The sequence below is a fragment of the Burkholderia sp. b14 genome, assembly GCF_900156195.1.
Lineage (GTDB): Bacteria > Pseudomonadota > Gammaproteobacteria > Burkholderiales > Burkholderiaceae > Mycetohabitans.
On record NZ_FTPJ01000001.1, the window covers coordinates 56,868 to 74,602 of the forward strand.

Consider the following 17,735-nt stretch of genomic DNA (forward strand, 5'->3'; position numbering starts at 1 on the left):
ACGTTTTGGTCAAGGCCCATAAAATTGCCCAGCGAAGCTAGTTAATGTTATCTAGGTTGTTCGTATGGGATATAAAAAGACAGTCTTGCACAGCCGAAAGGCGCGGTCCTCGTCGTCTCATCATTTTGTAGGGGTCCACGTCCGCCCAATCTTCGCGAGCTCGCGCTGCAACGCACGATCGATATGCGACCATTCGATTTGCGACGCGCCGGCGTCCGCCGCGAGCCACGCGGCCAGTAAAGCGATATTGCGGATATTGCCGCCAGTAATTTCGGCGCGCGCCGCCAGCTGCTGCGCATCGATATTGTCGGCCACGCGTACGGCATCGGGCCAAATCGCGCGCCACATTTTCTCGCGCTCGAGCAACTGCGGAAACGTAAAGCGCACTATGAACGTTAAGCGCCGCGTGAACGCGTCGTCTAGGCGTGCGCGATGATTAGTCGCTAAAATGACTAAACTCGGATAGCTTTCGAGCCGCTGCAACAAGTACGACACCTCAATATTGGCGTACCGGTCATGTGCGTCCTTGGTTTCTGTGCGTTTGCCAAACAGCGCATCGGCCTCGTCAAAAAACAACACGCCTGCGTCATGAGCCGCCAAATCAAAAATCCGCGCTAAGCGCTTTTCGGTTTCACCAATATATTTGTCAACTACAGTCGACAAATCGACTCGGATTAAGTCAACGCCTAATGCGTTGGCAATTACCTCAGCAGCCATCGATTTTCCGGTACCTGAGTCACCATAAAAGAGCGCGCTGACGCCGGTCGCATTGCCAAGCTTGCGAGCGAAGCCTTGCGCAAGCAGCATCTCGCGCTGGTTGATTGCGGCCAAGACTTCATGCAACTGCTGTTGCACGTCGTCCGTAAGAATTAAATCGTCAAAGGTCCGCGCTGGCGTTTTGCGTTGCGCCAAATCACCGAAGTCGCGCTGCGCACGCAGGCCAAAGGCGCGCGCGAGATCGACACGCTCCAGGCGAGCGTCCGTTCCCCGCTGCTGCCGGTACAGCTCCGCTTCACAAAGGGTAGTCGCGAGCATTGTCGGCGACGGTCGGTAGCGTTGCGCAAGCGAGGTCACTTCGGACGCAGTAAGCCCGTGGTGAGGATAAGTATCGTTGAGCGCTGTTTGCAACCACTCGCGGATTTCGGCGACCGAGCGTTCGGGCAGCTGATGCACCACATGAGGCCGCGTACCGAGCCAATCGATGTGCGTGCCCCCCAAAATCACAACGGGCCCGGGATGGGAATCAAGGCGAGTGCCCAGCTCAGCAGCGATACCTTTGCGCGTGGTGCGCAACATCGGCAGTGCGTCGAGAATCAAGCAAGCATTGTGCAAGCGGACTTCGCGCAGCGCCGCAATGATTGTGGTGCGCGCGTCTTCGTCATTCTCGGGTAACGTCGCTAGGTTAAGGCGCAAGGCCAGACGTTGTGCGCTCGCTGCGGCAGCCGTGGCCGCGGTCGATGCATCGCCGTTGACGTCATCGTGCAGCAGCACGATCGGGCTAACAGTGTTAGGCGCGTGCCAGCCAGCTGCCAGTGTAGCAATCCACTGAGCGTCAAACGCTTTGTTCACGGGCGTAAGCCAATCAGCGCAAGGCACCGCCGCACGCGTGTCCACGCCTAGCAAATAATGATATATGCTCGGAGCGATACACAATTCCGCTGGAATCTCGTCCGGCGCCTTTTGTTTAACCAGCGCAAGGGTAAAAAGCGGTGAATGGGCGCTAAGCCGTGCCTGTTCGACGACGCGTGTGCGGCCGTTTGGGCACAGCAAACGTAGGCCACTGCCCAGCGTTGGCCAGCGAAGCGCGTCATTGGCTTGCCAAAACGCGAATAACGCCCCGTAGCGCTCATCAATTTGAGGCATAAGACTAAGCAGCAGTAAATCTCGCTCTAGTGAGCCAAGACCGTAACGAGTTACCACGTCGGCGAGGCGTCCGCACGGGCATGCGGGGATTGGCCCTTCGATGACAGGGTTTACCGGTTCGTCCAACCACGCAGGCTGGCCATGCGGAGCGCTCAGCCGTGCGTCGACCTCATCGGATGAAACGAACAGCTCGCGCAAGCCCAACCGATCGTCCGGGTCTTGCCCTTGCCAATGCAGCTGGCGTTGTAGTAACAAATCAAGCCGCTCGATGTGCGGCAAGATGTCAAGCGTAGCGGCGGCGCGCGTGCCCGCCACGGAAGGCGGTTCTTTCATCTTCAACACTTCCTATCAACAGATTAAGCCGTCTTATTCGTTCGCGTTGTTAAAGCGCGGTGAGCGTGATCCGTTAAAAGACGGTCTTATCGACGTTTAGGGGCAACTGTTGAGCGTGACAACCAGCGTGGCGCTCATCAACCAGCGCTAGGGAATTTACAGCGTGCAAGGACAAGAAACAGAAACACTGACGGACCCTAGCACGCTCTCTACAATAACAAAGCTTCTTCATCGACCATAGCAATACAGCCCTTCAAATTGCCAATGTAAGCAGTATGCTCAAAATAGCCAATTAATTATGTTATTTTTAAATTCCGATATAATATGAAATTTTCCCGAATAATTTTCATTCATTGCGTCGCACACACAACTATTGCTCTGGCGTAGTCAGCTGATTGTCAACTTTGTCCACGCTCAACGCATAACCTGCAAGCGTGGCGACCGGCGTGGCGCTTGATATCCAGCGCTCGATTACCTGTGCGATGCGAACTTTATTGGCTGCCGTCACCATACCTGACAGCGTCACAAGCAGGTGCTGGGGTGTCACACTGATCGCCTCCCTTGTAATCAAGCGCTCAGCAGGCTGGCAACTTAAAGTGATTTTGTCCAATTGCGCGCGATCTTCAGCGTTCCAAGCGCTAGTGTGGGCTTGTATCAGCGCCATAACCAAAGCAGCCTTGAGAGCTTGAGCAGCTTGATCGCGCCAATCGACCCCTGAATATTGCTCCACCTGATGAGATACCGATAAGACGGGTGCGATTTTGACTTGGGGATCGGTTAGGCGAATTGGCACCGTCGCTGCATAACTGAAGCACAAGCGGGGTTTGTTGCCCATTGACTGCCAAAAATTGCCGAGGCTGTTCAACCCCTCGGACGGCGGCAGCACTCGCGTGTAGGCACCTGGCAGCGCGGGCAATAACCGGTTGTTCAATAGGCCGTTTAGCACATAATTCATTATCACCATTGCTTGGCTGGCTGCTCCCGCATCGGGAGCATCTGAACTTGAGCTGTGCGACGAATCCCAGTAAGTAATGAGATAACAGCAACGCATCTGGGCTGTGCCTGGTAGCAGTTGTCCTGACCCAGGATCGTATTGTCGGCCTTGCGTAGTGCGCAGTTGCAAGTCCTCTTGAATATCGTATAAAAACACACTGACAGTCGGTATATCCGGGTTTTCGCCAGCGTTGGGCAGTGTAAAGCGGATGGCGACATCGCTTGGCAGATAGGGTTGCAATGCATCTGCGATCGCGGTGTTTAGCTCGATTAAGGTGGTGTCGGACTGAATTGCAGGAGGCGTGGCCATAGTGAATGCCCTAAAGTTAGGCTGGCCAAACAAGCCGACCGGCCTTTAAGTGTTCAAGTACACAGTCGATTCGCTTTATGTTGATATAGGTGGCGTGGGTTCCAATGAGCGCACAAGATGAAGTGAACGGCGCCCTGGGCAAGCCCGTGTAACGGGTGCAAATCAGCCACAGGATTGACATTGGCCATCGCAACGTTACTCTCCTAAATCCGAGACGGAACGCACCAATTCACACGTAACGGCATCTCGAGCCATGGGTACATGACTGATTCGATCGGCCAAGGCAGCTGCATCAGCAACCAGTCACTTGCGTCCCGTTGCAGTTCGACTTGCCACGCGCTAGGCGTCGAGATGAGCGTACCCGGGCGCTGCAAAAATAAGGTGCGTATATCGGTCACGCTTAAGCGCTGCCAGCCTGGTATGCGACTGGGTAATCTTGCGAGCCAGGCGTCCAGTTTCGCGTGCTGCTCCGGCGTGAGCCGCACGTCAGAGTGCGCTGCGTAACTCGGCACCTCGGGCGGCAATGCGCACAGCAGCTGCAGCAACGGCGACTCGGGCGCCAGATCAGCGTCTTCCCAAATCAACGTTTTCAAGCTATATACTGCCTGGTAGCATGTTACTTGATCGGCCCGGCGTAGCTCGATACCTAGTTGATGCAGCAAGTTTGGCAGCAACGGCCAAAGTATGGCGAGCCCTGCATCGGGAATGAGCCACGGCACCGAAGCGTCGAGTGCACGCGGGATGGCTGTTGGCTGAATTGCAGTGTCGCGATCGCGACTTTGCTTCAAAGGTGTGTCTGCAGTATGAGCCAAACGCTGCACTTGTATGCGGCGGCTGGCCCGCTGACTAGATTTATCCGTCTGCGGCTGCACGACATGCTCCGGTGAGAAAGCTGGATTGATGGAACGGGCTTTCAGCGGCTGGAGTCTAGCTTGCATGGTTTGCATGGTGCCCTCGTGTCGACCGGCGCTAACGGGTGGTTCTGGTTCGGGCACTACCAGCATATAGTGCGCGATATAAGCCTGCCAGGTCGGCGCCGGGCAAATGCTTTTAAGCCAGCGCTCTATCGCTGGGCGCAGTGGCATCACCAACCGAGGCGCCAGCCAGCACCTGGCCATCTGTTCACTGACAGTCACCGCTTTATCAATCGGTGACACTGGCAAGGCAGGGTGCTGCTGAAAAAACACCAACGCACTGAGTGGTAGCACTTGAAGGAGCGCATCTTGATCGGGGGGAGCGTGAGCGCCAGCATTCACCATATTCGCTGCCTCCATACTAACGCCTGCCTTAGCAACCTGTGTGCTGTTGGGACACCCGTCGCTAAGCGCGTGCACGATCCGCTGTCGCGCGGCAGGACTTAATGTGGTCGTCCAGTGTGCAAGCTTTGGGGCCATCAGGCATTGTGTGGCCCAACGCCACTGATCAGCCAGTGCCACAGCAGGTGTACGAGCGGGCGGTGTAGAACCAAGGCGCGAAGGAGCTTGAGCGGTAAGCAGCTCATTACCGCTCCTTTTTTGATCGGTTGCGCGGCACGCGGCAGCTTCCGATCCTTGCAGTGCCAATCCTGAATCGTTGCGATATAAAAGCTGCAGCTGCTGCAGCAACTGTGCATGCAGTCGTTCGCAAAATACGCTTTCCCACGCGGGGCCGGGCAACCGCCCGAGCGATAGTATCAGCTGATTGAGGCGGACAGGTGCCGCTTGTGTGAGCACAGACCCGATATCGTCGAACACCACTTGATGGCACAGCGCATGCGCACGACACATCAATTGTTCACCCTGCACGGCACAATCTGTACGCAGGCGCAAGCGGATTGTTTGCACAAACGGAGATGCACGCATGACGGTTAGCGCTTTACGTTATCAATCGCGTGCGACTGTACACATACACCCGATCTTCAGCCATCACCAGCAGCACCGAACCATCCGCGCTCATATCGACTCGGGCGCCGTAACGCGATGCTGGCGTATTTGCCGTCAATCTGTGAGCTTCGCTCCAGCCCGCGGTGCCACGGTAGTACACGTACACTTCGTGCACGTCATCGGTGCTTTGACCAATCGCAATATCTCCGCGATCGTTGGTGCACACGTTCACTGTCCGTCTCTCTCTATCAGGCTGCGCCGAACTTGGTCCATCGAGGGTATCGGTTAATTTCCATGTATCGCGGGTAGCATTGAGTGTGTAAATGGACGCATGAGAAACCCCATCGCTCGTGCGTGTACCTACAATCACTTGCGACCCATCCTTGGATAAAGTTGCACAAGCATCTCCATGAAATTTACCATTGGGTGCTGGAATAGTCGCCCCGATCCTGCTGTGGGGTGCTGGAATAGTCGCCTCGAACCTGATGCGCATGTCGTATACATAAACGTCACTTATCCTTATTACCAGAATAAAGTTTTGGTCTGAACTGAGTTTTGCATCGAAAATAAAAAAATCTTTTTCCAAAGGAGTTGATAATTTCCAGTCAACTATATCGTATGTAAATACATAGATTGATGAGTTGTCCCCGTTAGGAATGACAGTTATTAATCTGATGTACCCCTCAATGATACTGACCACCAGCAATGGTCCCTGATAAAAGTCGTGCATCTTCGTAGCGTTCAAATGGTCATCGATCTCGTAGACGCAGCAAAATGGAGGATCAGTTTGGGAAATTGCGATCATTTGCCCCCTCTCACTGACCGCAATGTAAAACCCATGCAGAGCGTCTCCCCACTCCAGGGGAATATCGATGTCCACCGTCGTCTCTGGTGTCTCTGACCAATGCGTGCGACGATACACCCGGACCACCGGGGCGTTGCGCTTGTTTGTCGTCTTATACGCGATCGTGCGGCCATCCGCGCTGACCGCCGCCACTGTGCGGCGAGAAAAAACCTCATCGTCGCCGACAGTATGTGCCGCCCAGCTTTGCTCCCGGCCAAAATTCTCATACAATACCGCGTCCATTAATAGCTGATAAATCTTATAGCGCGCCTCATTTGGCAGTGACTGGAGCGCCGCGAGTGACACCACATGAGTTACGTCCAGCTGTAACTGCTGTGTAGTACCCCACTGCAGTCCGCCGTTCTGCTCAAGTGCCAGACGCACGCCGTGCTCATCGGCGTGTATCCCCGCCCCAGGGCTCGCTTGCACCGCAAGCCTGCCAGTCTCGTCTAGCATGAGGCCTGCTCCAACGCCGTTATCGCTGCCCGCCAACAGGTAGCTGGCTGACGCCAGTGTGATCAAGTCGTGAAAGTCATCTTCAGTGGGAATGTGTCCAGACGCGAAGTGCGATTGGAGGACGTTAAGTGCCTGCTCGGACTGCGGCAACTTACGCGCGATTGCCGACGCAATGGCCGTGCGCCTAGACAGCGGCGCCAGCGACGCGGCGGATGCGCGCACGCCGCCGTTCGCCGGCGGGGTGGCCGACTTAAGCTCCTGCCAGATCGCCGCTCGATCTGCCTCCGGTAACGCTTTTACTGCTTCGACTGATAGGACCTTATGCCGATCCAGCGTCAGTTGCCGCGCTTCGTTAAACTGCAGGGCACCGTTTGGCTCCACCGCCAAGCTAACGCCGTTTTCGCTGACCCGCACGCCCTCCCCTGTTTGAACGCGCAAAGTATTGTGATCATCGAGCTCAAGTCCATCACCGGGGCCACGGCCCGAGTCGATGAGCGTATAGGTGGCCGCGGCCATATCGATCACGTCGTGGAAATCCTGCTGACTCGGGATGTGGCCAGCGCTGAAGTGCTTGGCTAGCGTCTCTAGAGGTTGGCTCGGCTGGGGCACGACGGATGTGTGTTGCGTATGACGATCAGAAAAGTGAGGCATCAGAGACTCCTGTGATCAAGCTAATTGCCGCCCGCACAGATGGCATACTTGAAAAAGCAGTTGGTCAACTATGGCGTAAACCGGCCTTAGCCAGCAACCAGTAGATCTGCCGCAGCTCATCCTGGCTTAAACTACTGAAGGACTCAACCGACAGCAGATGCGTTGGCTCAATGCCGAGCTGGCCTTCATTAAGTCGTAGGCCGCCAGCAGGATCCAGTGCCACGCCCACGCCGCTGGGCTCAAGCGTCAATCCGCCTTCGCCCTCAGCCGTACTAAGCTGCAGCGACAACGCATTGTGTTCGTCAAGCGCGAGCCCAGCGCCCGGCTTGGAGCCGTCACCGCCCACAAGCGCATAGGCGGTTGACGCCAACGTGATTAGATCGTAGTAGTCCTGCTGGGCCGGCACCTTGCCAGCGCTGAAACGTTCCTTCAACGCTTTGACACTTTGCGTAGGCTGGACCAGCGGCCGAGCAATGTTGTTTGCGCGCATGAGATATCTCTCCACAGTGTAATAAGGTGACTAAAGGTGAATAAGCGTGCACCGTTGCATAAATCGTCACGAACCTATATTGGAGGGCGGCGAATCGGGCCGGCGCGGCTGGTTTGATGAGTTCAACCGCGGCACATAAACGATTTGTGCGGCTTTGACGCTGGCCAACTCGTGCCAGGCTTGCGTGGCTGGATCGATAAGATCGAGATTGGCCATATCGTCGTCGGTGGCCACATGCAGCACGTCCACGCCATCCGTTGGGCGCGGCACGTACAGTACCTCGGCGCTGCGCACCATCTCCTCAGTGGTCCACTGATGGTTAGCCGCATCCACCAATGCGGGGTCCTGCAACTCGGCTGCAGTAATTACGTGAGAGACACCAATCCCGATACTTTCGGTGTCCGGCAACCGTCCTAGCGCCAACATCTCGAGCAACGCATAGGTCTTATCACCCAATGGCACGTCACTCGCTTGCGCTTGCCAGACCGCATAGTCGTTCCCAAAGTTGACAAATGTCGACTGATCGAGCCAGTGAATCTGCGAGTTCACATGCGCAGGCATTTCTTCGTACACAATCTGCTCGACCCAGCGAATCACGTCATTGGGCCGATCAACTGCAATGGCCTCTGGACTGAGCCACCGCGTGCGATTGAGCACCACCCCCACTTTGAAAGAGAACAAGTCAAGCTCTGGATCTTTCTCATGCTCTGGGTCCCTCTCATGCTCTGGATTCCTCTCATGCGTCCGATACCAACGCGTCGAGTGAGTGTCTTGATCGTCCGGCCATAGATGACCGCCGCCATCTACCACCAGAAACCCATTGGCCACATCCACCGATTTCACTTCCCCGGTCCACACCAACTCACGCAGCCCAATTTGCTGACTCTGGCTCCTAGGCGCAAAGCTTAGTTTTTCGCCCTCTTTAAATGAATTAACGCTCAATTCCATCCACAGGCGTTTTTCGCTAGGCTGCAACGCGCTTTGATCGGCTGCATACTGCAGCTTATAGTCCATACCATGCAGCCAAATCTGGCAACCGCTGCATCGCACGGTGTCAATGTTCTCTTCAATGCGCTGCACTTTTTGCTGCAAAACGCTGTTTCGCTCCAGATCCAGTGTCAGGCTACGCGCATCCAGATTGGTCTGCGTGACAAGCGCCCATTTAATCTTAAATGGCTTGTCGCCACCCACGTCGATGAGGACCATTTGCCCGGCGCGTGGAAGATGGTCCTTCTCGGTGTCTTTGAAGACCAACTCGAGCGTCTTATCAGTAGCGCTCGCCGCGGTGGGTTTGGCAGCAGTAAATTTAGGATTAGATATCTCTGGCAGCAACGCACGATATTCAATAAGATAAATCGGCAGTTTAGACAAATCAGGTTTTGCATCAAACAACGCCGCGCCTATGCCCAGGCGCGCGCCAATGCGCTTGACCAGCGCCGAAACCTGATCGACTTGAACATGGGCCCGTTGATAGCCCAACTGCGCCCATTCAGAGAGCGCGCGTTGCTGAGTCGGTATAAAATCGTCTCCGGCGAACACGCGCGGCGCACGTGCGCTGCCAAAGTACCCCATCAGGTAATCAATAATTGCAAGCTCGCGCTCTTCACTCCGGAAATAATCAGCTTCGTCGGTTTGCTGTTTGCGCACAAAACCTAGCGTCGTTGGCAACGCGCCAAGCTGCCTTGCGCCATCAGTCAGCCATTGCTCAAACGGTTTTAAAAACCTGCACAGTCGCACCTGTTGCTTGTCGAGATTGACATGCTTGGGATTGCAGTCCTCGTCCACCTCGTCTTGCAGACCGTAACATGGCGGCAACAACGACGCAATGTTAATCGCTTCATCGAGCTTGCGAGGCTGACCAACCACTTTACCTTGCAGCTTTTCAGCATAGCGCGGCTCGCTCGGCATGTGCGCGGCGATGTCTTGCGCCAACGGCGTCAACCGCTGGCCGCGTTTATAAAGTTTTACCGGCGATGTAGTACTGCTCAGCATCTCATCAGGCGATTCGCCGTAGATGAGCGGGTAATGTCCGGCTTCGACCTCGCGGATCCATGGATTGGTGGTCTTCGCCCTATCTGGCGCATCATCCCAGCTCAATACACGAATCCGTGTTAGTCCATCGATGGCCAATAAGCGCTGCGGCAGCCCACGCAGATCGAGCTTTATGACCTGCGCCGGATCCCGTGCCGGCGGCAACGACGTGATCCAACCGTTGGCCAGCTGCGGCCCATTATAGATTGCCTCCGTCCCCGCTCCTCGTTCCCGCAACGCCTGCGTGCTGGCTCGCGTTGGGCCCGGACGCAGCCAGTCCTCCGCCTGCGCGAACACCTCGGCCATCACTCGTGCCGGCTCTTGGCAATCATCATCCAAATCTGCCTCGATCACCACTACAACCGACTTGGGCTGCAAATAGTCGATTGCGCGTACTTGCTCGCACAAGTTGCGGTGGCGACGCAGGAACTTAGCCAGTTTCTTTTGATCCGACTCTTTAAGATTGATCCCGCGCTGCGGCTCCAACCAGACGCGATAGCCTCCCAGTAAATGCAGTTTCTTTGCGTCATCAAGAGGTTCACCAAATTGGAACTGCCGGATAGCTGAGTTATACCAGTATGTATAACACTCGTCCGGCGTTTCCTTTACCCAATGCACGTTGCGAAAGTAAAATTTTTTCTTGTAACTGCTATATAAATCAAGGATCATACGCCGATAGTCATCAGCAGTGATCGGGTAACAGGCCAGTGCACAACCTGGGCCAAACTCATCCGGAAACACATGGCCGTCGTTAGATGGTGGGGTCAGCAGGTCGACCAGCGGATGCGTGTGGCGGTATGCCAAATCCGCTATCCCGTAGGTGACGGCCTGCAATAACGTAATGCCCGGATCGTGATCACCGTAGTCCGTCCATTGGGATGCGGCATTGTCGATCGCGGCACGCGCACGCGCCCACAAAGTCTCGAAGTGAATCGTCTCTCGTAGGCTTGGATCGCTTAAATCAAAGTTGGTTGGAGGCGTTGTCATACTATCGGTGACATCCATATTTAGACTCGGGGGACCGTAGAAGAAGTTTGTGCAGCGTCACGCGCCTCGGCGGGGCAGGTCGTCGATTAAACGGGTGCCTGCACCGTAGCGCGTTCTGGCTCAGGAAACTTAAGAATCAGCACCTCTATGCCATCCGCCGCGATCGATTTATCACCTCCGTCAATTTTGAGGTCGGTGACAGATGTCACCCACGGCAGCTGCTGCAACTCAGCAAACAATTGGTAGTAATCGAGCGTATCGCCCAATGTGACGGGATGCGTGCTAGCCGCTTCTCCCCATGGCATGTAGCGACGGCTCAGCGATTTCTTGACCTGTGCGTAGCTATACTCAGGGTTCAGTCCATCGCGAAACACCAGTGTGTAATCAACCAGTATGTCCCGGTACCCCGGATTGCATAGCTCTATATTTAGCCACGGCGAAGCCCGTCCTAGGATATCGTCTTGCATCGCCTTGAGCCGCGTTGTGTTCAACATCGGCTTAAGCGGATCGCCGTTGTCCTGCTCACCGGGCTTGGGTACCACCACCAATTGTTGCTTAGCGACCGTATCCACCACGCGCACCTCATAGAGCGCCGGAAATCGATCCAACAGCAAGCGCTTAATGTCGCGCCAAGTCAGCGCGCGATCACGATGACTTAAGCGCTTGGCAGCGCGTCGATAAAAATCGGATGTTGTCTCCGGCGTTTGGCCACCTTCTGAATTCCACCGCTGAATCACACCTTGAATACCGTCGAGTCCTTGCACTGTGCGCGTGACGCTGCCCGCCACTCGCAATGGGTCCACACCACTTATACGGGTGGCCGTGACTGCGTTCACACACAGCCCCACGAGCAACGGCATATCCGACGACGCACTCGGATCACTCAATAATGGATTTATGCCCTCGAAGCGGCAAGCTAACCAGTAACGGCCGCGAGGCATTGCGCTGGCAGTGGTGCTCGCATCGTGCGGCAATACCACATGCCACAGGCCGCTCTGCGAAAAACCTTCAGTCGTGTCGCGCACCTGCGAATCCAGCGTGCACCACACGTTGTCTTGCCTCAAATAACTCCAGTGCAGTGCCTGCCCCTGGGGACTTTTAAGCTGCCACCACAGATCTAAGTCCTGGCCAGGCTTTAATCCAGTAAAACCTAAGAATAAGGTGCGGGCCGTCACCGGTTGTGCGTCATCGTCATGCACATATCCAAAAGGCGTCAACACGAACTGGGCGTCTGCTTTGCTCAGTGAATAGGTAGTCCGGTAGCTCAACTGTGCACGCTTCAGTTGCGGTGTATAGGGTGCATTCCACACTTGCTGCGACGTGCCATCAGTTGGCGGATTCATCATATGTGTCCAGTACGCCTGGTGCAAAAAATCGTGCTCAGCCAACTCGAGGCGTAGATATGGTCCGTCTCGCGGGTCTAAGCTATCGGGTAATGCGTGCGCCGGCGCATCGAACTCCCATTCGAGCGGCTTCGCTTGTGGCGCCTCTAGATTTGCTTCGCCTTGTTTAGTATCGAAGATAGCGAGCGGTTCTGGACTGTAATCCGTTGTAGTTTGCTGTCCGAGCGACGCCCGAATTTTGAACGATTCGTTTTTGAGCGTCACACCGTAGTTTTCATACCATTTCTCAAACGAGACGTTAGGTAAATCCAGCCACTCCAGCATAAGCGTCATCGTGATCTTCTTACCGCACCAGCGGCCCCAATCGGGCGCGGCTAGGTACACACCACTGCCGATTACTGGTGACTGGCCAAACGGATAATTTTTTTCAGTCAGCTTCGCCAAACCTTCATCGGTACTGAAACGCACATCGGCCGGCTGCGACACCGCAATCTCGATCTTCTCGATGGCTGGTACCGGTTGCGCACTCATGTGCAGCAGCTTTAGAAACGGCCCCTCGCCCGGCCAGCCGTCCAGCCCAGGCGACGCTTCGACGGCCGGTGCGTCAGCGCCCAGTTGGAACACGGCAGTGGTACCCGGCTCGCTTGCCGCATCTATATTATTTAGCGCCAGCCATTTGCCGCGGCCGCTGACCGACGCTTGCAGCTGGTTCACTGCGACCGCCTCGTCAAATGTCAGCGTCAACGTGCGTACCCCTCCGGCAAGCGCCAGCGCGGCCAAACTGAGTACCCGCCCGGTGGCAATCGGATACTCTGCGTTCGTACTCGCGGCCTCGCTGTCCTGAGTGGCAAACAGCCGCACGCCAGCGTTGGGCCACGGCTGCTGTTCGCTCATTACCACGCGTGCAAGTCCCGCCGAAGCCCCCGGCACATTCGGGGCCGGCTGACACCAGCGCAAATCGGTTAATTGCCCGGCATTGGCTAGTAAATCCTGGTCCAATGCGTAGTATTGCGGCGTATGTTCATGATCCTGACCGCCATCAAGCAACGTGCCGGCGGCCACAAGCCGCTCGCGCCATTGCGGCGCAAGCTGCATCGACACGGCCACCCGGTCGGGACGCGCTGGCCGCTCTGTGAGCCCGAGTGCTTGACGGTAATACAAGTCGCGATGCCGTGCAGCAAACGTGTTTAGCAGCGCCTGCGGCGTTTTAAGCGTCTCTAAAAACGCGATCAAAAATGCTTGGTGCGGTTCCAGTTTTGTGCCATCTTGCAGCGCACGAATCAATGACTCGACGCCTTGAGGAAACCATACCTTATCCCAAGTCAGTTCGCCTTTAAAGGGACATTTAGCCGTCTCACTTTGCCAGCGACGCAGATGCCACGCGATGTCACGTGCATCTAGCACAAAATGTTGCTCTTGCTCGATCGGATCCGTCATCATTGCTTGCCCTATTTGAAGCTCGTTATGGCTCGTTTACTGCGCCCTCGCCAATAACTGCGTCGTGATAAATCGGCCCTTACCAATACTGGGCATCATTGGATCTGGTGCGCCCGACGAGTTTGTCGCTGGCACGGTCGGTATGAAGCGGGCACTAAACTGTTGCCCCTTAATAATCATTGGCGCACCTGTTGTGCAAAGCGGCGCTTGCTGATTGGGCAGCAGCTGCAGAATCATCACCCTCCCTTGCCCGCCGACGAATGGACCCGCGATATACGTAGCTTGCGCCTGTACTTTTTTCTCATCCCCGACAATGCAGATCCGGCGCCCGTCGATTGTGGCGCCTCCCGTGCCACGGATTACCACCGGGCCTATAACCGTCACCACTCGGTTGCCAAACATCGGCTCGAACATTACCGGATCATTGTCCACCACAATCCAGTCACTCATTGTTTGCTCCCCAGTGCATCCCCCCAGTCCAAACGCACGTCTACGGTCTCAACCGCATCGGTGCCCGGTAAGTGATACACAAGCTGCACCTGCAGCGTGGACGGCAGCTGCTCAAGCTGCGTGATTACCAGATCGTCGAGTGTCACGCGCGGCTCGTGGCGCAGCACCGCTTGCACAATTTCCGTGCGCAACTGTGCAAGTAGCGCTGCATTAATGTTTTGAAACACCGCCGGCTGCAAGTCGCACCCATAATCTGGCCGCATAATCCGTTCACCTGGCTGGGTGCGCAGTAGAATTTCCAGGCTTTGCTCGATGTTTTCTTTATCCGCCACCGTCTCCGGCCCTTGCTCATTAAATGTAACTGGAAATTTCCAACCGGATCCATACAATCCTGTCAATGTATTTGCCATCACTCACCTCCTTCACTGTGCCCGCTGCACGGCAGACCGATTGTTGCTGGCCAAGCGAGCGCTAACGGGTTAAATCCACTTTGGCCCCCTTAACCGTGACGCCCGCCGCACCTTGCAACGCCAACTGCTGTTTTGCTTTAATCTGCGTTTGCGTCGCCACCACTGTGGCACCTTGGTCACTATTGAACGTCATCGATTGTTTGCTATTAAGGGCGACCTTTTGCGCAGTGACCGAAACATCCTTTTCACTGTTGAGTGTCACACCTGTGTCGTCCTTTATCGTGATGCTATCCTTGCCATTTTGCAGCTTTAGCGACTTTTGCTGTACATCAAATAACCATCCTTGCTGCGCGTCGTGTTGGCCCAGCACCAGCCCTTTCTTCGCGTTTTCATCACTGGGTGGATAAGGCGCGGTATTTTTGGGATTGTGCATCGAGCCCAGAATCACCGGGTAGCGCGGATCTTCATCCATAAACGCGAGGATCACTTCGTCGCCGGCTTCCGGATACAAGCATAGTCCCACGCCGTTGCTCGCGTACGGCGCGCCCAGCCGCGCCCATAATGGCGTGTCGCCTAGTGCCGGCAGCTTGACTCGCAGCCGCGCCAAATTGCCCTTATCTACTTGATGCGGCTGCACCACGCCCGTTGCGAGCCCCGGCGCGCGGGGCAGCACGCTCGCATCGACTGTACGCTGAACGGGCACACCAGTAGCAAGGGTTGTATGCAGCGCGCCCGCAACCCACTGATGGCCCACTTCGCTAATCATGCCTTGTCCATCGAATGCGGCGTCGAACCCGCTAAGCATCAACGTATCGCCTAATTCGTACTGTAGCGATGCCTGCGAACTTTGGACCGTCAGGTGCACTTGCACGCCGGCCGCCAGTTGCGCCAGGTACCGAGCATCGGCAAGGGCTTGCGCTTCGGTCGAGGTCATTGGTACCGAATACGTCAACTGCCAAGCAAGCTGACTCAGCGGCTTAAGAGCGGCCGGATCTAGGCCGCCCTTACCCAGCGTCGGTTTGGCTGCTTTCAATGCGCTGGACATCACCTGCTGTGTAACATCCCAATACGCGACACTGAGACTGTCAGCCAGTGTGTCGTTACGAAACTGCCATTGCAGATCGAGCACCGCCGCTTCGTCATCGGATGAACGGTGTGCGTAAATTGTGTGGGTCTTGCCGCCCAGTTTGGGCGGACCAATGTCTACGCCATCGCGCTTTGGGATCAGCCACACCCCATAAGCGCCAAGGCGCGCGCGCAGCCACTGCCAGTCCGAGCATGCCCACTGCACCAATTGCGGCAGCGTCGCGTTCATCCCCGTAACTTGCCCGACCTTCACGTTGTGCGCCTTCAACAGCTGCTGCAACACGTCCGCATCGCTCTTGTCCTCGAACACCTGCGAGCGCTGAGTGTTCATCAGTGCCTGCAACGGGTGCTTCACTCGCACCGTCAATTGCCGCTCGCGCCAGTCCATGCGCTGCTCAGTCACGAGCCCTGTAAAAAGCTCCGCGTTCTTGAATCGGATGCTTAGCTCAGTGCCGGGCGCGCATGCTTTCGCCGCCTTCGCGCAGTCTTTCCACAAGCGCTCGCTCGCGTCGGCAACTGGCTCAAATACCACCGTCGCCGACGGAATCTGCTGTACCGCGCGGCGCGTTTCGATACGCACCGGCTTGAATGTGTCGAGGATTTGGCCTGCGCATTGCACTACAACATCCTCGGCTTGCCAGAGTGTCGTCATACGCGTGCTCCGCGCCCGGCCGGCGGGATCGAACCGGTGGTGTTGACGTCACGGCCGTTTGGCGCCACGGTGTCCGGGCTGCTGTCAGGCCACAGCAGCGTATCGCCGGGAGTGATTGCCGAGAGCGTATCTAGATTGTTTATGTATGCAAGCGCCAAATAGTCAATCGGCAGACGCCCCGGCGAGCGCGCGGCTATGAGCGGCAGCGTGCTACGATCAGGCACATGCACCACCGATAGCGGACCATCGGGGACTGTTCCAAGGTTTAGTGCCCGAGCGCTGGCACCGCTGGCACGCCCCATACCTGCAACCCGTAGTGAGCGCTGCTCCACGCTAGGCACTTGTCGACTGCCCCCGCCGGCGCCACGCATTGGACGAGCGCTTCCATCACTAGTGGCCGCACCCGCCTGTTTGTCTTCCAGCAGCTCCAGCGTCGCGCTCGCACGTAGTGGCGCGCCTTTGCGGTCAAACAACGTATAGCGTACCGACAAACGAGTCATGCGTCCTGCAAAATAGCCATCGCCGTGCCAACTGAGCTTACCCCACGTGACTTTTAAAAACCGGGTTTCGTGGCTACGGCCATCCACCACCCCGCACAACGTACGCAGTGCCCCCAACTGTTTGCCTACCTCGTCATCGTTGACTGGTAACGTACCGTCAAATAGCAGCGGCACGCTCAGCTGTCCAGGGCGCAGGCTTTTAAAACTATTGGCTAGCGTCCGGTCGTTGAGCGCCTCATGCACTTCGTACTCGGCTTCATACGTCAGCTCGAGGGACTCAGGGTTGTACATCACTTCGAGGCTACCCACCTCCTGCTTAAGTTCACGGTCGAGATACGCGGTAAGTTTAAGTTGCGCCAAGCCGCCTTCGGTCACACTGTCGAGCACGCTCATCGTTGATTCTCCCAATGCAGGCGGATCGCCTCGTTAAGTTCATCATGCAGCTCGCGCTTGAGTTGGCGCATCACTTCACGGGTGACCTGATCAATCAGCCGCGCTTCGCGTTCCCGCTCACGCTCGCTCGATTTGTCATCACTAATATGCGCCTCAATGACAAGTTCTTGAATTTCGATCATGCGTTGATCCCCATAAACAGCAGTTCGTGGTACGCGAGTTCAAACCGATTGATCAGCACCGTATTGCTCGTTGCATCTAAATCACCGGTTTCCCACTTCAGCGGCATTGCATCCGTAGCCGTCCACGTGCTCACCGGTAGGTTTACATCGTTGAGCAACATGACAACGACCGTTAAGTAATGGCTGTCAAATTCACCCAGCACACTGTTGAAGATGGCCGTTAGCGGCGTAAGCAGCATCACGCCACGCTCAAGTACCAGCGTGCCGTGCGTAAGCTGCTCTGGCAGGTGCACATTGCCTTTGTTGTCCCCGCCTTGCCGATGCTGCGTGACTTGCAGCTCACGAGACAGCCCCGAGATCCGTTGAAATGCGATATCCATGGGGCTAGGCACCGCGCTGATAAAAACGGTCGCGATAAATCGATGAGCAACCGACGGGGTAAAGAAGTCAAGGTCATTCATC

13 protein-coding genes are annotated in these 17,735 nt (G+C 56.1%); all 13 read right to left on the reverse strand.

Features of this window, described 5'->3' with window-relative positions:
• Positions 1–120: 120 nt before the first annotated feature.
• A complete protein-coding gene (locus B0B13_RS00315; RefSeq protein WP_076793728.1) occupies positions 121–2,196 on the reverse strand; it encodes an ATP-binding protein in 2,076 nt (691 codons plus the stop codon).
• Positions 2,197–2,566: 370 nt separating this feature from the next.
• Positions 2,567–3,499 carry a Pvc16 family protein gene (locus B0B13_RS00320; protein ID WP_076793730.1) on the reverse strand — a complete coding sequence of 311 codons (933 nt, stop codon included), beginning with the start codon at positions 3,497–3,499 and terminating at the stop codon, positions 2,567–2,569.
• Positions 3,500–3,702: 203 nt separating this feature from the next.
• A complete protein-coding gene (locus B0B13_RS18780; RefSeq protein WP_076793731.1) occupies positions 3,703–5,340 on the reverse strand; it encodes a contractile injection system tape measure protein in 1,638 nt (545 codons plus the stop codon).
• Between the two features lie 13 nt (positions 5,341–5,353).
• A complete protein-coding gene (locus B0B13_RS00330) occupies positions 5,354–7,312 on the reverse strand; it encodes a hypothetical protein (protein ID WP_139337246.1) in 1,959 nt (652 codons plus the stop codon).
• 64 nt (positions 7,313–7,376) lie between these two features.
• A complete protein-coding gene (locus B0B13_RS00335; protein ID WP_076793734.1) occupies positions 7,377–7,802 on the reverse strand; it encodes a hypothetical protein in 426 nt (141 codons plus the stop codon).
• Between the two features lie 66 nt (positions 7,803–7,868).
• Positions 7,869–10,820, reverse strand: a complete 2,952-nt coding sequence (locus B0B13_RS00340) for a baseplate wedge protein (protein WP_139337247.1) — start codon at positions 10,818–10,820, stop codon at positions 7,869–7,871.
• Between the two features lie 86 nt (positions 10,821–10,906).
• Entirely contained in the window at positions 10,907–13,603 is a 2,697-nt protein-coding gene (locus B0B13_RS00345; protein WP_076793737.1) for a baseplate J/gp47 family protein, read from the reverse strand.
• Between the two features lie 33 nt (positions 13,604–13,636).
• The gene (locus B0B13_RS00350) at positions 13,637–14,050 is read right to left on the reverse strand and encodes a contractile injection system spike tip protein (RefSeq protein WP_076793739.1); all 414 of its coding nucleotides are present in this window, start codon (positions 14,048–14,050) and stop codon (positions 13,637–13,639) included.
• On the reverse strand, positions 14,047–14,460 hold the full coding sequence (locus B0B13_RS00355; protein WP_076793740.1) for a GPW/gp25 family protein: 414 nt from the start codon (positions 14,458–14,460) through the stop codon (positions 14,047–14,049). Before B0B13_RS00355 ends, B0B13_RS00350 begins: the two co-directional genes overlap by 4 nt.
• Before the next feature lie 61 nt (positions 14,461–14,521).
• Positions 14,522–16,198, reverse strand: a complete 1,677-nt coding sequence (locus B0B13_RS00360; RefSeq protein WP_076793742.1) for a phage baseplate assembly protein V — start codon at positions 16,196–16,198, stop codon at positions 14,522–14,524.
• A complete protein-coding gene (locus tag B0B13_RS00365) occupies positions 16,195–17,091 on the reverse strand; it encodes a CIS tube protein (RefSeq protein WP_076793744.1) in 897 nt (298 codons plus the stop codon). Before B0B13_RS00365 ends, B0B13_RS00360 begins: the two co-directional genes overlap by 4 nt.
• Positions 17,088–17,273, reverse strand: coding sequence for a DUF5908 family protein (locus B0B13_RS00370; protein WP_076793745.1), 186 nt, complete (start codon positions 17,271–17,273; stop codon positions 17,088–17,090). The genes B0B13_RS00365 and B0B13_RS00370 overlap by 4 nt, the downstream gene beginning before the upstream one ends.
• Positions 17,270–17,734, reverse strand: a complete 465-nt coding sequence (locus tag B0B13_RS00375; RefSeq protein ID WP_076793747.1) for a phage tail protein — start codon at positions 17,732–17,734, stop codon at positions 17,270–17,272. The genes B0B13_RS00370 and B0B13_RS00375 overlap by 4 nt, the downstream gene beginning before the upstream one ends.
• Position 17,735: the final 1 nt, after the last annotated feature.

Bases quoted from the DNA above. Each gene is read 5' to 3' on its own strand.
- B0B13_RS00360 (WP_076793742.1), bottom strand. From the start codon at position 16,198: ATGACGACACTCTGGCAAGCCGAGGATGTTGTAGTGCAATGCGCAGGC.
- B0B13_RS00340 (WP_139337247.1), bottom strand. From the start codon at position 10,820: ATGACAACGCCTCCAACCAACTTTGATTTAAGCGATCCAAGCCTACGA.
- B0B13_RS00315 (WP_076793728.1), bottom strand. From the start codon at position 2,196: ATGAAAGAACCGCCTTCCGTGGCGGGCACGCGCGCCGCCGCTACGCTT.
- B0B13_RS00355 (WP_076793740.1), bottom strand. From the start codon at position 14,460: ATGGCAAATACATTGACAGGATTGTATGGATCCGGTTGGAAATTTCCA.
- B0B13_RS00375 (WP_076793747.1), bottom strand. From the start codon at position 17,734: ATGAATGACCTTGACTTCTTTACCCCGTCGGTTGCTCATCGATTTATC.
- B0B13_RS00320 (WP_076793730.1), bottom strand. From the start codon at position 3,499: ATGGCCACGCCTCCTGCAATTCAGTCCGACACCACCTTAATCGAGCTA.
- B0B13_RS00365 (WP_076793744.1), bottom strand. From the start codon at position 17,091: ATGAGCGTGCTCGACAGTGTGACCGAAGGCGGCTTGGCGCAACTTAAA.
- B0B13_RS00330 (WP_139337246.1), bottom strand. From the start codon at position 7,312: ATGCCTCACTTTTCTGATCGTCATACGCAACACACATCCGTCGTGCCC.
- B0B13_RS00350 (WP_076793739.1), bottom strand. From the start codon at position 14,050: ATGAGTGACTGGATTGTGGTGGACAATGATCCGGTAATGTTCGAGCCG.
- B0B13_RS00370 (WP_076793745.1), bottom strand. From the start codon at position 17,273: ATGATCGAAATTCAAGAACTTGTCATTGAGGCGCATATTAGTGATGAC.
- B0B13_RS00345 (WP_076793737.1), bottom strand. From the start codon at position 13,603: ATGATGACGGATCCGATCGAGCAAGAGCAACATTTTGTGCTAGATGCA.
- B0B13_RS00335 (WP_076793734.1), bottom strand. From the start codon at position 7,802: ATGCGCGCAAACAACATTGCTCGGCCGCTGGTCCAGCCTACGCAAAGT.
- B0B13_RS18780 (WP_076793731.1), bottom strand. From the start codon at position 5,340: ATGCGTGCATCTCCGTTTGTGCAAACAATCCGCTTGCGCCTGCGTACA.